Genomic DNA, 14,003 nt, shown 5'->3' with positions numbered 1-14,003 from the left:
CTGCAGAGCCTCCCGCAGCGCCTGCCGCACCGGCTCCTGAGCCGCCGGCCGCTGCAGAGCCGCCCGCAGCGCCGGAGCCCCCGGCAGCTCCCGAGCCCCCGGCAGAGGACAAGCCCCAGGCCTGACCGTACGCAGCAGACCCCCGCCCATCGTGGCGGGGGTCTGCTGCGTATGGCCGCGGCCCGCTCGGCTACCGTGGAGGGATGAGTTCCTCTGTGCCCCTGCGCCGCGTCGGCGCCTCCGGTCTGCTCGTCTCCGCCGTCGGTCTCGGCTGCAACAACTTCGGGCGCCCGGGCACCCGCACCGAGACTCTCGAGGGAACGCGCGAGGTGCTCGACGCAGCGATCGACGCGGGGGTGACGTTCCTCGATACCGCCGACATGTACGGCAAAGATCCCGGGCTGTCCGAGACCCTCATGGGGGAGGCGCTCCGCGGCCGCCGCGATGAGGTCGTGCTGGCCACCAAATTCGGGCACTTCGGCCGCGACATGGGGTATCCGATCACCGGGTCGAAGGGCTCCCGCCGGTACATCCGCCGCGCGGTCGAGGCATCCCTCACCCGTCTGCAGACCGACTGGATCGACCTGTATCAGCTGCACACGCCCGACCCGCTCACGCCGATCGAGGAGACCCTCGACGCGCTGGGCGATCTCGTCCGCGAGGGCAAGGTGCGCTACCTCGGGCACTCCAACCTGCCCGGATGGGAGATCGCGGAGGCGCACTTCACCGCGGCGGACCGGAGAAGCGTGCCGTTCATCTCGGCCCAGAACCACTACAGCCTGCTCGCGCGGGCGGCCGAGCGCGAAGTGCTCCCGGCCGTCGAACGGTACGGGCTCGGGTTCTTCCCGTTCTTCCCGCTGCACAACGGCCTGCTGACGGGCAAGTTCACGCGTGAGGGGGGACCAGAGGGCAGCCGAATCATGACGGCCCGGCCGCACGTGTGGCAGAACGCGCCATGGGATGCGCTCGAGGCGCACCAGGCGTTCTGCGACGAGCGTGGGATCACGATGCTCGAGGCGACGTTCGGGTGGCTGCTCGCCCGCCAGGCGATCTCGAGCGTCATCGCTGGTGCGACCAGTCCTGACCAGGTGCGGGCGAACGCCGCCGCGGCGTCGGCGTGGACCCCGGATGCCGCTGAGCTGGCCGAGATCGACGCCCGATTCCCGCTTCCTGAGGACCCCGGGGCCAAGGTCTGACCGACCCCATCCTGGGTTTCGCTGTCAGCGGATCCGGCGAACTTGGAGCCGCTCGCCCGCAGGGCGTAGCGTCTGAAGGACGTGCGCGGTCGCCTCGGGGCTGATGTCGCCGCCCGCAGGAAAGGATCGCCGTGCTCGGCAAGCTCTTGGTTCGCTACCTGACACCCGCGTGGGGACTCATCCTCGCCGTCGTCGTCTTCCAGCTCGCACAGTCCATCGCCTCGCTCATGCTGCCCACGCTGAACGCGGACATCATCGACAACGGCGTGGTCACGGGCGACATCGACTACATCCTGCAGACCGGCGTGATGATGCTGGGGGTCAGCCTGGTCCAGGTGATCTGCGCCATCATCGCGGTGTACTTCGGGTCTCGGCTGGCCATGGGAATGGGCCGCCAGCTGCGCGGCGACCTCTTCCATCGCGTCGTCGCGTTCTCGCAGCGGGAGGTCGGGCAGTTCGGCGCGCCGTCGCTGATCACCCGCAACACGAACGATGTGCAGCAGGTGCAGATGCTGGTGCAGGTCTCGGCGACCCTGATGATCTCGGCGCCGATGCTGGCTATCGGCGGCGTGATCATGGCGCTCCGGCAGGATGCCGGGCTGGCCTGGCTCCTGGCGATCTCCATTCCGGTGCTGCTGATCATCGTCGGATTGATCGTGTGGCGCATGGTGCCGGCGTTCACCCAGATGCAGGCGAAGATCGACCGCGTCAACCAGATCGCACGTGAGCAGCTGAGCGGCATCCGGGTCATCCGCGCATTCGTGCGGGAGCGCGAGGAGCGCGCCCGCTTCTCGACGGCGAGCGAGGACGTCATGGCGACCGGGCTGCGGGCCGGCAACCTGATGGCGATCATGTTCCCGGCCGTCATGCTCGTCATGAACGTCTCGAGCGTCGCGGTGATCTGGTTCGGCGCCTTCCAGGTGCAGGAGGCCGGTGTCGAGATCGGCACGATCTTCGCCTTCCTCAACTACCTCATGCAGATCCTGATGGGCGTCATGATGGCGACCTTCATGTTCGTCATGATCCCGCGCGCGGCCGTCTGCGCGAATCGCATCAAGCAGGTGCTCGACACCGACCCGTCTGTGGCGGCCCCGGCCGATCCCGCAGCGCCTCCCGCGTCGGTCGGCAGCATCGAGTTCGAGCACGTCGACTTCGCCTACCCCGGCGCCGATGACGCGGTGCTGCACGACCTGTCGTTCACTGTCGCACCGGGATCGACCACGGCGATCATCGGCTCGACCGGTGCGGGCAAGACGACCCTCGTCGGTCTCATCCCACGGCTCTTCGACGTCACCGGCGGTGTCGTGCGCGTCGACGGGATCGACGTGCGCCACTACGAGCCCGACATCCTGTGGAAGCGCATCGGTCTCGTGCAGCAGCGGGCCTTCCTCTTCTCCGGCACCGTCGCGAGCAACCTCCGCTACGGCGACGACGACGCGACGGACGAGGAGCTGTGGCGCGCGCTCGAGCTCGCCCAGGGCAAGGACTTCGTCGCGGCCATGCCCGAGGGCCTCGAATCGCCCATCTCGCAGGGCGGGACGAACGTCTCCGGCGGTCAGCGTCAGCGGCTCGCGATCGCGCGGGCGCTCGCGAAGAAGCCCGGCATCTACATCTTCGACGACTCGTTCTCGGCATTGGATCTGCGGACGGATGCCGCGCTCCGCCGCGCCCTCGACACCCATCTGCCGCATGCGACCAGGGTGGTGGTGGCGCAGCGGGTGTCGACCATCCAGCACGCCGATCAGATCGTCGTGCTCGATCACGGCCGAATGGTCGGGATAGGCAGGCACGACGACCTCGTCGAGACCTGCGAGACCTACCGCGAGATCGTCGAATCGCAGCTCGCGGCGGAGGCGGCAGCATGAGCGGCGCACGCACCGAAGCGGCACCGCCGCCGCCCCGCGGGCCCCGAGGCCCGATGGGCGGGGGAGTGGGTCTGCCAGTCGCGAAGGCGCAGAACTTCGGCCCCAGCGCCAAGCGCCTGCTCCGCACTCTGCGCACCGATATGCCGCTGCTGATCCTCGCCCTCGTCTTCAGCGTCTTGAGCGTCGCCCTATCGGTCCTCGGCCCCAAGCTCCTCGGTGAGGGCACCAACATCCTGTTCGCCGGCTACGTCTCGCTGCAGACGCCGGAGGGGATGACGCGGCAGCAGGTGATCGACGGGCTCATCGCCCAGGGCAACACGCAGCAGGCCGAGATGCTCTCGGCCATGGAGTTCGTTCCCGGTGCGGGCGTCGACTTCGCGGCACTCGCCCGGATCGTCGTGCTCGTGCTGGCCGTCTACATCTTCGCGAGCATCTTCGGCTGGCTGCAGGCGCGCATCCTCAACGGCATCGTGCAGCGCGCGATGCACCGCCTGCGCATGCAGGTGGAGGACAAGATCCACCGCCTGCCGCTCGCGTACTTCGACCGCGTCCAGCGCGGCGAGCTGCTCAGCCGGGTCACCAACGATGTCGACAACATCGGCCAGACCATGCAGCAGACCCTTTCGCAGGTCGTGACCTCGCTGCTCACCGTCATCGGCGTGCTCGTGATGATGTTCATCATCTCGCCGCTGCTGGCCATGATCGCTCTGATCACCATTCCGCTCACGATCGTCATCACGGTGCTCGTGGCACGCCAGTCGCAGAAGATGTTCGTCGCGCAATGGAAGGCCACCGGCATCCTGAACGCGCGCGTCGAAGAGACCTTCTCGGGCCACGCCGTCGTCAAGACGTTCGGTCACCAGAAGGAGGCCGAAGCCGACTTCCTGGTCGAGAACGAAGAGGTCTACCGGGCCAGCTTCGGCGCGCAGTTCCTGTCGGGCATCATCATGCCCGCGATGATGTTCATCGGGAACCTCGTCTACGTCGCCATCGCAGTGGTCGGCGGCATCCAGGTCGCGGCGGGTCTCATGTCCATCGGCGACGTGCAGGCGTTCATCCAGTACTCCCGCCAGTTCACGCAGCCGCTGAGCCAGCTCGGCTCGATGGCGAACCTGCTGCAGTCCGGCGTCGCGAGCGCGGAGCGCGTGTTCGAGCTGCTCGACGAGGAGGAGCAGGAGCCCGACCTCGACGAGCCCGAGACGGCGCCGGAGTGGGCGAGCCACCTGGCCTTCGAGGAGGTCGACTTCCGCTACGTCGCCGACAAGCCGCTGATCCACGGGCTCAGCATCGAGGCGAACCCGGGGAGCACGGTGGCCATCGTCGGTCCGACCGGCGCGGGCAAGACGACCCTCGTGAACCTCATCATGCGCTTCTATGACGTCGACGCGGGCCGGATCGTGCTCGACGGCTTCGACACCCGGCACATGACCCGCGACGACCTCCGTTCCCGCACCGGAATGGTGCTGCAGGACACCTGGCTGTTCTCCGGCACGATCCGCGAGAACATCGCCTACGGCCGGCCCGACGCGACCGAGGACGAGATCCTCGAGGCGGCGACCGCGGCGTACGTCGACCGCTTCGTGCACGCGCTGCCCGACGGCTATGACACTCAGCTCGACGACGAAGCCACCAACCTGAGCGTCGGCGAGCGGCAGCTGATCACGATCGCACGCGCCTTCCTGGCCGACCCGCGCATCCTGATCCTCGACGAGGCGACCTCGTCGGTGGACACCCGCACCGAGCTGCTCATCCAGCGTGCGATGTCGCGCCTGCGGGCCGACCGGACCGCCTTCGTCATCGCGCACCGGCTCTCCACGATCCGGGATGCCGATCTCATCCTCGTCATGGAGGACGGCGCGATCGTCGAGCAGGGATCGCACGACGAGCTCCTTCGCTCGCGCGGCGCGTACTTCCGGCTCTACAACGCGCAGTTCGAGGCCGCCATCGACGCGGAGTCCACTCCGGCAGACCCCGGTCTGCAGGCCGTCGGCACAAGCGGGGGCGCAGGCGGCGAGCGGTCGGCGGATACCGAGACGCCCTGAAACGGTCCACTAGGATGTGAGCACGCCGCCGACTGACGTGTCCACGGCCCATCGCACCGGTTCACGGGAGGACAGGGTCGTGCCCGAAGCATCCACGCAGACGCGGTCTGTTCCGTACGCCCACGGGAGCATCGAGCTCACCTGGGCGGCGACGACCCATACCGGGCGGCGCCGGGAGATCAACCAGGACTCGATGCTGACCGCGTACCCGCTGTTCGTGGTCGCCGATGGCATGGGCGGTCACCTCGGCGGCGAGATCGCGAGCGCTCGCACGATCGAGCGGCTGCGCGGTGTCGTCGAGGCGGGGACGGTCACCCCGAAGGCGATCGAGAAGGGGCTCCTGCGTGCGGTCAAGGACATCGCCGCCCACCCGGAGACCACGGACGAGGCCACCGGTACGACGCTGACCGGCGTGTACCTCGATGTGTCCGGCGACCAGGTGCACTGGGTGACCCTCAATATCGGCGACTCGCGCGTGTACCTCTCGCGGGATGGCGTCATCGCGCAGATCACGACCGACCACTCGGTCGTGCAGGAGCTCGTCGCCGCCGGGAGGCTGAGCCCCGAAGAGGCCGAGAACCACCCCTACGGCAACGTCATCACCCGGGCGGTCGGTCCGAGTGACAGCGTGACCCCCGACTACGTGCGCCTCGATGTCACAGACGGCGATCGCTTCGTGATCTGCTCGGACGGACTCACGAAGGAGCTCACCGACTACGGGATCCAGCACTTCCTCACGGAGAACCCCGATCCTTCCGACGCCATCGAGGCGATGCTCGAAGCCGCTCTCGAGAACGGCGGTCGCGACAACATCACGATCATCGTGCTCGATGTCGCCCTGCAGGGTGAAGGCGCTCCTCCCCAGGACTGACCGGCACCCGCCGCCGCACGACATCCGCTCAGGCGGCCGGTCGCGGCCCGCCGGCTGGTGAAGTGGACGGATGTCCCCACAGCCCTCGCCGCTCAGCGCGCTCGATCCGGTGGCTCCGGTCGAGGAGCCGCTCACCCTGCCACAGCCCTGGACCCCGCCCGGGCGAGCTCCCCTTCCCGTGGTCGCAGCCGTGGTTCCCCTGATCGCAGCGGTCGCACTGTGGCTGGTCACGGGGTCGGTGCTTTCCTTGTGGCTCGGGCTTCTCGGGCCGCTGATCGCGGTGGCGACCCGCCTCGATGCGGGGCGCGCGGCCCGGCGGGAGCGACGCCGCAGCGGGCGGGAGTGGGAGGCGGCGTGCGACCGGGTGGCGGCGGCGCTCGCCGATCGCCACGACGCCGAACGGCAACGGCGGTGGGCGCGCACGCCGGACGTCGCGGGCTTCCTCGCGCGCGATGCGGAGATCTGGCGCTTCGTGCCCGGCCGTTCGGGCGCGCTGGTGGTCGGTGCAGGCGATGCGCCGAGCGGAGTCCAGGTCGGCGGGGGGGCGGACGAGCCGCGTGCCGTCGGGCTGCGGCGCGCCGCAGCGACGCTGCCGATGGCGCCCGTCGTGATCCCTGCCGCCACGGGCATCGCCGTGCTGGGCGATCCCGTGCGCGCCACCGCCGTCAAGCGGGCGCTCATCGCTCAGCTGCTCCTCGCTGCGCCGCCCGGCGAGCTGCGGATCGTCGGGCCGCTGAGCGAGGAGGACGGCTGGGTCGATCGCCTTCCGCATCGGCGCTCGGCCGAGGGGACGCCCCTCGCGCTGGTCGCACCAGGACAGGCGGTGCCGCCGGAGGCGGAGATCGCGATCATCCGCGCCGATCCGACCTCGCCGCTGCCGACCGGGTGCGGTGCGGTGCTCACCGTCTCGTCCCTCTCGCGCGCCTTGCTGGACTGCGGTGGCGGGCACCGAGAGCTGCGCGTCGAGGCGATCTCGGCCGTGCAGGCGGAGCAGATCGCGGCGCAGCTCGTCGAGCGGGCACGATCCCTCCCGGGCGCCGCGACCGGCGTGGCGGGACCGATCGTGCTCGGCGAGCTGCTGGCGGCGGGCCGGGAGTCGGCGCCACGCCTCGAGCCTGCGGGACTCAGCGCCGTGGTGGGTGTCGGCGCGGAAGGATCGGTCGCTCTCGATCTGGTGGCCGACGGCCCGCACGCCGTCGTGGCTGGCGTGACCGGCTCAGGCAAGAGCGAGCTCCTGGTCACCTGGGTGCTCTCGCTCTGCTCGACCTACTCGACGAATGAGGTGAGCTTCCTGCTGGCGGACTTCAAGGGCGGGACCGCGTTCGATGCTCTGGCGGCGCTGCCCCATGTGACGGGCGTCATCACCGATCTCGACGGCGCCGGGTCGCGCCGGGCCATCGAGAGTCTGCGGGCCGAGGTGCGCTGGCGGGAGGCGGAGCTCTCGCGCGTCGGCGCCCGCGACGTCCTGGACTCCCGGGTCGCCCTGCCGCGACTCGTGATCGTGGTCGACGAGTTCGCGGCGCTGCTCGGCGATCACCCCGAGCTGCACGCGGTGTTCACGGATGTCGCCGCCCGCGGCCGCGCGCTGGGCATGCATCTGATCCTCGGCACCCAGCGGGTGGCGGGGGTGGTCCGAGACGCCCTGCTGGCGAACTGCCCGCTGCGCGTCAGCCTGCGGGTGACGGATGCCTCGGACAGCCGAGCCGTCATCGGGTCCGACGAGGCGGCGCGACTGCCCGGCGGGGCAGAGGGGGCCGGGATCGCCTTCGTGCGGCGCGGCAGCGACGCCGTGCCACGCCGGATGCGCGTGGCCCTCTCGGCGCCGGCCGATGTGGAGCGAATCTGCGCCGCGCCATCCGGACCGCGTCCGCGACGCCCGTGGCTGCCGGATCTGCCGGAGCGGGTGGCCCTCGATGACCTGGTGCCGGGCGTGGGCGAGCCGGGCGTGCTCACACTCGGGCTCGCTGACGAGCCCGACCGGCAGCGTCAGGTTCCGGTCGCGGTGCGGATCGCAGACCGCGGGGTCCTGGTGCTGGGCCGAGCGGGCTCCGGGCGCTCGACGGTGCTGCGCACTCTCGCATCGCAGGCCGCCGGCGTTGTCACCGTTCCCTCCGACCCGGAGGCGGCATGGGACGTCCTCGCGAGGATGGACGAGGCGCCCCCGCAGCCCGGCACGGTGATCGCCCTCGACGACCTCGACGCGCTGATTCCGCGCTATCCGCACGACTACGGCCTGGAGGTCATCGAGCGGGTCGAACAGCTGATCCGCTGCGCGGGAGACCAGGGGATCTTCGTGGCGGTGTCGATGCAGCGCCTGACGGGCGCGATCGGGCGGGCGGTCGAGCTCCTGCCACGACGGATTCTGCTGGCCGCGACGTCGCGCGCCGAGCACCTCGCGTTCGGCGGAGACGCATCGCACCACGCGGTAGATCAGCCTCCTGGACGGGCGCGGTTCGATGGCCGCGCCGTGCAGGTCGCCTCGACCTCCCAGCTGCCGGCGCTCGCCGTCGCGCCCACGGAAATCCGCGTCGGAGCGCCGTGGATGCCGACCGCCTCGGTGACCGGATTCGTCGCGCGTCGGTCGGCGGTCTCGCGCGCCGCACTCGAAGCGTGGGAGGCCGCGGGGATTCAGATCCAGTCCGTCGACACCGCGGCCGCAGAATTCCCGCGCCCAGCCGGGGTCGTCATCGTCGGCGAGCCCGATGACTGGCAGCGCCATTGGCAGCTGCTCGCGACGGTGCGCGGCGAGTGCGATCTCGTGATCGACGCTGCGTGTGCGGCCGAGTTCCGGTCGTTGGCTGCCGACCGGGCGCTGCCGCCGTTCTGCGTCCCCGGACGGCCGCGAGCCTGGCTGTGCACCGGCGGCGAGTCGCCCCGACGCGTCGTGCTGCCGGCGTCCGGAGGATCGCGTGACGGCGAAGGTCGGGGCGCCACGCTTGACCAGCCCCATCGGCGGTCCTAGCGTCAGGGTTGTGACCACCACACCGATCAACCTCAACCGCCCCGACGGGAAGGGCCTGGCCGCCGGAACCCTGGGGCTGTGGGGTTCCACCGTCATCGGCCTCGCCTCGACGGCCCCGGTCTACTCGCTCGTCGCGAGCCTCGGGTTCGTCGTGCTCGCCGTCGGCGCACAAGCGCCGATCGCCTTCGTCATCGCGTTCATCCCGATGCTGTTCATCGCCTTCGCGTACCGCGAGCTGAACAACGCCGTCCCCGACTGCGGCACCACGTTCACGTGGGGGACGAAGGCGTTCGGACCCTGGGTGGGGTGGATGGGCGGCTGGGGCGTGGCCGTCGCGGGGATGGTGGTGCTCGCGAATCTCGCGCAGATCGCCGGAATCTACTTCTGGGCGCTCATCGACGGCCTGGTGCGAACATCCGAGGACGCGCTGCTGGCGGACAACGTCCCGCTCGTGACAGCGACCGGAGTGGTCTTCATCGCGGCGATGACGTGGGTGAGCTGGCGCGGGGTGGAGATCGGCGAGCGCATCCAGAACGTGCTGCTCGGCATCCAGTATCTCGCCCTCGTGATCTTCGTCGTCGCTGCACTCTGGCACTTCTTCGCCGGCACCGCACCGGACGCGACACCGTTCTCGTGGGAGTGGTTCAACCCGTTCGCGTTCACCGACTGGAGCGCATTCATCGAGGCCGTGCTCCTCGCGCTGTTCATCTACTGGGGCTGGGACACGTGTCTCGCGCTGAACGAGGAGACGAAGGATCCCAAGCGCATCCCGGGCCGCGCGGCGCTGCTCACGACCGTCATCCTCCTGATCACGTACGTCGGAGTGACCGTCGCAGCCATGATGTACGCCGGGCTCGGAAGCGAAGGCACAGGGCTCGGCAACGAGGCCAACGCCGACGACTTCTTCCTCGCGATCAAGGACGGGCTGCTCGGACCGCTCGGCTGGGTGCTCGTGGTCGCGGTGATGATCTCGGCCATCTCGTCGACCCAGACCACGATCCYTCCGACCGCGCGCGGGACGCTGGCCATGGCCGCGTACAAGGCCCTCCCCAGGCGGTTCGCCACGGTGCATCCGCGGTACCGGACCCCGTCGTTCTCGACCCTCGTGATGGGAGCCGTCGCGATCGTCTACTACGTCGGCATGACGCTCATCAGCGACAACATTCTCCAGGACTCGATCCTGTCGCTCGGCCTCGCGATCGCCTTCTATTACGCCATCACCGGGTTMGCCTGCGTCTGGTACTTCCGTCGCGAGCTCTTCGACTCCACGAGGAACTTCTTCTACCGATTCCTGTTCCCGCTGCTCGGCTCGCTGATGCTCACGTACGCCTTCGTGCAGTCGGCGATCGACATGTACGACCCCGACTACGGCTACAGCGGCGGAATCGGCGCCGTCGGCAGCACATTCCTGCTGGGAATCGGCTCCTTGGCCTTCGGCGTGCTCCTGATGCTGCTGTGGTTCCTGTTCCCGAGGGCGAAGCAGTTCTTCCGCGGTGAGAGCCTCAACCGCGAAACCGCGGTGCTCGTCCCCGAAGACGGGGCGGACTTCTCCCGCTCGATCGACGGCGGCCTGGCCTGACCCTCAGCCCAGGGCGTCGGCGAGGGGGACGAGCGGGAGGTCGTGCGCAGTGGCGACGCCGGAGTTCGCAACCGAGCCCGACACCGTGTTGAGGCCGGCCGCGAGCGCCGGATCCGCGCGGAGCGCATCCTTCCAGCCGCGCCGCACGATCTGGCGGATGTACGGCAGCGTCGCGTTCGTGAGCGCCGAGGTCGAGGTGTTCGGCACGGCGCCGGGCATGTTCGCGACACAGTAGAAGACCGACCCGTGCACCGGGAAGGTGGGGTCGTCGTGCGTCGTCGGGTGGGTGTCCTCGAAGCAGCCGCCCTGGTCCACAGCGATGTCGACCAGCACCGAACCCGGCCGCATGCGGCGCACCATGTCGTTCGTGACGAGCTTCGGCGCCTTGGCGCCCGGGATGAGCACCGATCCGATCACGAGATCGGAGTCGACGACCGCACGGTCGAGGTCGAGAGGATTGGATGCCGCGGTCTTCACGCGCCCCTGGAAGTGGTCGTCGAGATACCGCAGTCGCTGCACGTTCGTGTCGAACACGGTGACGTCGGCGCCGAGACCCACCGCGATCACTGCCGCGTTGGCGCCGGCGACGCCACCGCCGATGACCGTCACCCGGGCGGATCGGGTGCCCGGCACGCCGGACATGAGGAGGCCCAGACCGCCCGCCGAGCGCATCAGCGTGGCGGCGCCGACCGTGGGCGCCAGCCGGCCGGCCACCTCGCTCATCGGCGCGAGCAGGGGCAGCCCGCCACCAGGCAGCTGCACCGTCTCGTAGGCGATGGCCGCCACCCGATCGGCGAGGAGCCGATCGGTGAGCGGTCGATCCGCGGCGAGGTGGAGGTAGGTGAACAGCACCAGGTCGTCACGGAAGAATCCGTACTCCGACGAGATCGGCTCCTTCACCTTGAGCAGCAGCTCGGCCCGGGCCCACACCTCCGCCGGGTCGTCGAGCAGCGTCGCTCCGGCCGCCTCGTACTCGGCATCCGGCATCGACGATCCGGTGCCGGCCCCGCGCTGGACGATGACCTCATGACCCTGTGCGGTGAGGTCGTGGACGCCTGCGGGAGTCAGCGCGACCCGGTACTCGTTGTTCTTGACCTCGGTGGGGACGGAGATCCTCATCGTGGCTCCTTTCCGCTCCTCATGAGAGCCGTCTCAGAACGCGGGGCGGATCGCCCCGACATCGCGGCCGCCGCCGGTGACGGTCAGCGCAAGCTTGGCCGCGGCATCCGCGACATCCGACGCGGCAAGCGCGCCGGCACGTTCGAGCAGGCGCAGCGCGACGATCGTCGCCGCGCGGCCGCTGCCGTCGAGCATCTTCAGCGCAACCGTCGTGCCGTTCGGCGCGACCATCACCATGACGCCTTCGGCCCCGCCCTTGGCGAAGACACCCAGGCGCTCGATCGCGATCGTGTCCGGGCGCCCCGGACCGTCGATCGTCCACGGATGATCCCGCACGGCGCGCACCAGCGCGCCGGCCTGCCGGTGCAGGGCGAACGGCGAAGTGGACGAAGCGGTGCCGATGCGGTGGATCGCCTTGGTGAGACCGGTGAGGCTCATCGCGTAGACCGGGGCGCCGCATCCGTCCACCGCGGTGGCCGCGGCCTTCTCGCCGGTGAGGCGCTCGACGACGTCGCGGATGTGCACCTGCAGCGGATGCTCGGGCTCGAGGTAGCCCGCCGGATCCCAGCCGTTCGCGGTGCAGGCCAGCAGCATCGCGGCGTGCTTGCCGGAGCAGTTCATCCGGATGCGCGAAGGGGAGAGGTGCTCGCGTACGAATTCGTCGCGGGTGGCCTGATCCCCGGGCCAGGCCGGCGGACAGGCGAGCGCCTCCTCGCCGAGGCGAGCGGCGTCGAGCATGTCGCGCACCACCGACACATGCCGGTCGGTGCCGGAATGGCTGCCGGTGGCGAGCCCCAGCTGCTCTCCCTCGAGGACAGCGCCCGCGGTCAGGCAGGCGAGCGCCTGCAGCGGCTTGAGGCTGGAGCGGGGGAGCACCGCCGCCGCCGGGTCACCGAGCTGCTCGATGACCACGCCGTCGGGTCCGAGGACGAGCGCTGAGCCGCTGTGGCGGGACTCGATGAAACCGCTTCGCTCGACGACGGCGAGCTCGACGGCGTCGGACGTGGCGAAGGTCTGCGGCACGACGCCAGCCTAGCGCCGGGCGGCACCGGCGACAGGCGTGGAAGACTGGGGGTCATGTGGGGGGAGCATCGCTACGTCGTCCGTTCGACCTGGACCGGCAATCGGGGTTCCGGAACCTCCGGCTACCGCGACTATGACCGGTCCGTGACGATCGAGATCGACGGCAAGCCTGCCATCGCGGCCTCCAGCGACAAGCCGTTCCGCGGTGATCCGAGCCGCTGGAATCCCGAGGATCTTCTCCTCGCGGCGCTGAGCGAGTGTCACCTTCTGTCGTACCTGCACGCCTGCGTTCAGGCCGGCGTGGTGGTCGTCGACTACCGGGACGAGGCATCCGGTCTCATGGTCGAAGATGGGCGCGGCGGCGGGCGCTTCACCGAGGTGGTCCTGCGTCCGCACGTGACGGTGGCTGACGCATCGATGACGGATGCCGCGACCGCCGCGCATGCGAAGGCCAACGAGTGGTGCTTCATCGCGAACTCGGTCAACTTCCCGGTGCGGCACGAGCCGTCCGTCGAGGTCGCGGCGGCGCGCTGAGGCGTCCGGGGGAGACGGCCGAGGGGCGCGTTACCGGCGCTCGTGGGGCAGTGCCTGCTTGATCTTCTCGATCGGGGTGTGTGCGGGAACCTCGTTGTACGCGTTCGCGAGGTCCTGGCCGGTCAGTCCGTGGATCGCACTCATGATGTCGTCGGTCGCGGCACGCCGGGCACGGCCTGAGGTGGCCGGACCGTGGTGCGCGAGGTCGAGCGGCTCGCCGAATCGAACGGTGATGCGGTGCTTCGTCGAGGGCATCGTGGCGCCCACCGGCATGACCTTGTCGGTGCCGATGAGGCCCACCGGCACAACGGGTGCGCCCGTCTCKAGGGCGAGGAACGCCACGCCCGTGCGCCCCTTGTAGAGGCGACCGTCGAGGGAGCGGGTGCCCTCCGGATAGAGGGCGACGACGCTGCCGTCGTCGAGGATCTGCTTCTGCTGGTCGAGGGCGTCGAGGGCGGCCTGGCCGGCGCCGCGGTTCACTGGGACGGCGCCGATCGCGGTGAAGAACTCCCGCGAGAGCCAGCCCTTGAAGCCGGTGCCGTTGAAGTAGCTGGCCTTGGCGAGGAAGTGCACGGGCCGCGGCGACGCGACCGGAATCGCGATCGAGTCGATGAACGACAGATGGTTGCTCGCGAAGATGACGGGTCCCGACTTGGGGACGTTGTCTTTGCCTTCGACCTGGGGCCGATAGATGAAGCGTCCGAGCGGGGCGATGATGAAGCGCCCGAGTGCATAGGTGGCACCCATGCGGGTCGCGTTCGACTCCTCGGCGGGCGCGACGGCGTCGTCATGCTCGTCAGAAGTCATCCTTG

The 14,003-nt window shown here is 69.8% G+C and carries 10 protein-coding genes; 7 read left to right on the top strand and 3 right to left on the bottom strand.

Features of this window, described 5'->3' with window-relative positions:
* The first annotated feature begins 203 nt into the window (after positions 1-203).
* The 6 genes from ACXJ3V_RS12300 to ACXJ3V_RS12275 all read left to right on the top strand — a co-directional run bounded on the left by ACXJ3V_RS12300 (position 204) and on the right by ACXJ3V_RS12275 (position 10,515).
* Positions 204-1,196 carry an aldo/keto reductase gene (locus tag ACXJ3V_RS12300; protein WP_457100595.1) on the top strand — a complete coding sequence of 331 codons (993 nt, stop codon included), beginning with the start codon at positions 204-206 and terminating at the stop codon, positions 1,194-1,196.
* A 131-nt stretch (positions 1,197-1,327) separates the two neighbouring features.
* A complete protein-coding gene (locus tag ACXJ3V_RS12295) occupies positions 1,328-3,061 on the top strand; it encodes an ABC transporter ATP-binding protein (protein WP_457100594.1) in 1,734 nt (577 codons plus the stop codon).
* Complete coding sequence (locus ACXJ3V_RS12290) at positions 3,058-5,103, top strand: ABC transporter ATP-binding protein (protein ID WP_457100593.1); 2,046 nt, start codon at positions 3,058-3,060, stop codon at positions 5,101-5,103. The genes ACXJ3V_RS12295 and ACXJ3V_RS12290 overlap by 4 nt, the downstream gene beginning before the upstream one ends.
* Before the next feature lie 79 nt (positions 5,104-5,182).
* Positions 5,183-5,974, top strand: a complete 792-nt coding sequence (locus ACXJ3V_RS12285) for a PP2C family protein-serine/threonine phosphatase (protein ID WP_457100592.1) — start codon at positions 5,183-5,185, stop codon at positions 5,972-5,974.
* A gap of 70 nt (positions 5,975-6,044) precedes the next feature.
* Complete coding sequence (locus ACXJ3V_RS12280; protein ID WP_457100591.1) at positions 6,045-8,936, top strand: FtsK/SpoIIIE domain-containing protein; 2,892 nt, start codon at positions 6,045-6,047, stop codon at positions 8,934-8,936.
* Positions 8,937-8,946: 10 nt separating this feature from the next.
* Complete coding sequence (locus ACXJ3V_RS12275; protein WP_457100590.1) at positions 8,947-10,515, top strand: APC family permease; 1,569 nt, start codon at positions 8,947-8,949, stop codon at positions 10,513-10,515.
* Positions 10,516-10,518: 3 nt separating this feature from the next.
* Here ACXJ3V_RS12275 and ald read toward each other — a convergent pair whose 3' ends face one another.
* Positions 10,519-11,634 (bottom strand): alanine dehydrogenase, encoded by a 1,116-nt coding sequence (gene ald / locus ACXJ3V_RS12270; protein ID WP_457100589.1) that lies wholly within the window; start codon positions 11,632-11,634, stop codon positions 10,519-10,521.
* Positions 11,635-11,667: 33 nt separating this feature from the next.
* Positions 11,668-12,657, bottom strand: a complete 990-nt coding sequence (locus ACXJ3V_RS12265; protein ID WP_457100588.1) for an asparaginase — start codon at positions 12,655-12,657, stop codon at positions 11,668-11,670.
* 54 nt (positions 12,658-12,711) lie between these two features.
* Here ACXJ3V_RS12265 and ACXJ3V_RS12260 point away from each other — a divergent pair, with 54 nt between their 5' ends.
* Positions 12,712-13,191, top strand: a complete 480-nt coding sequence (locus ACXJ3V_RS12260) for an OsmC family protein (RefSeq protein WP_457100587.1) — start codon at positions 12,712-12,714, stop codon at positions 13,189-13,191.
* A gap of 30 nt (positions 13,192-13,221) precedes the next feature.
* Here the strand turns inward: ACXJ3V_RS12260 and ACXJ3V_RS12255 are convergent, their stop codons facing one another.
* Positions 13,222-13,998, bottom strand: a complete 777-nt coding sequence (locus tag ACXJ3V_RS12255) for a lysophospholipid acyltransferase family protein (RefSeq protein ID WP_457100586.1) — start codon at positions 13,996-13,998, stop codon at positions 13,222-13,224.
* Positions 13,999-14,003: the final 5 nt, after the last annotated feature.

The sequence above is a fragment of the Microbacterium sp. P5_E9 genome (assembly GCF_054049175.1).
The sequence above is the reverse complement of the archived record's forward strand: the minus strand, read 5'-3'. Positions and strand labels throughout refer to the sequence as shown.

Coding starts and splice junctions, on each gene's coding strand:
- ACXJ3V_RS12280 (WP_457100591.1), top strand. CDS start 6,045: ATGTCCCCACAGCCCTCGCCGCTCAGCGCGCTCGATCCGGTGGCTCCG.
- ACXJ3V_RS12290 (WP_457100593.1), top strand. CDS start 3,058: ATGAGCGGCGCACGCACCGAAGCGGCACCGCCGCCGCCCCGCGGGCCC.
- ald (WP_457100589.1), bottom strand. CDS start 11,634: ATGAGGATCTCCGTCCCCACCGAGGTCAAGAACAACGAGTACCGGGTC.
- ACXJ3V_RS12300 (WP_457100595.1), top strand. CDS start 204: ATGAGTTCCTCTGTGCCCCTGCGCCGCGTCGGCGCCTCCGGTCTGCTC.
- ACXJ3V_RS12260 (WP_457100587.1), top strand. CDS start 12,712: ATGTGGGGGGAGCATCGCTACGTCGTCCGTTCGACCTGGACCGGCAAT.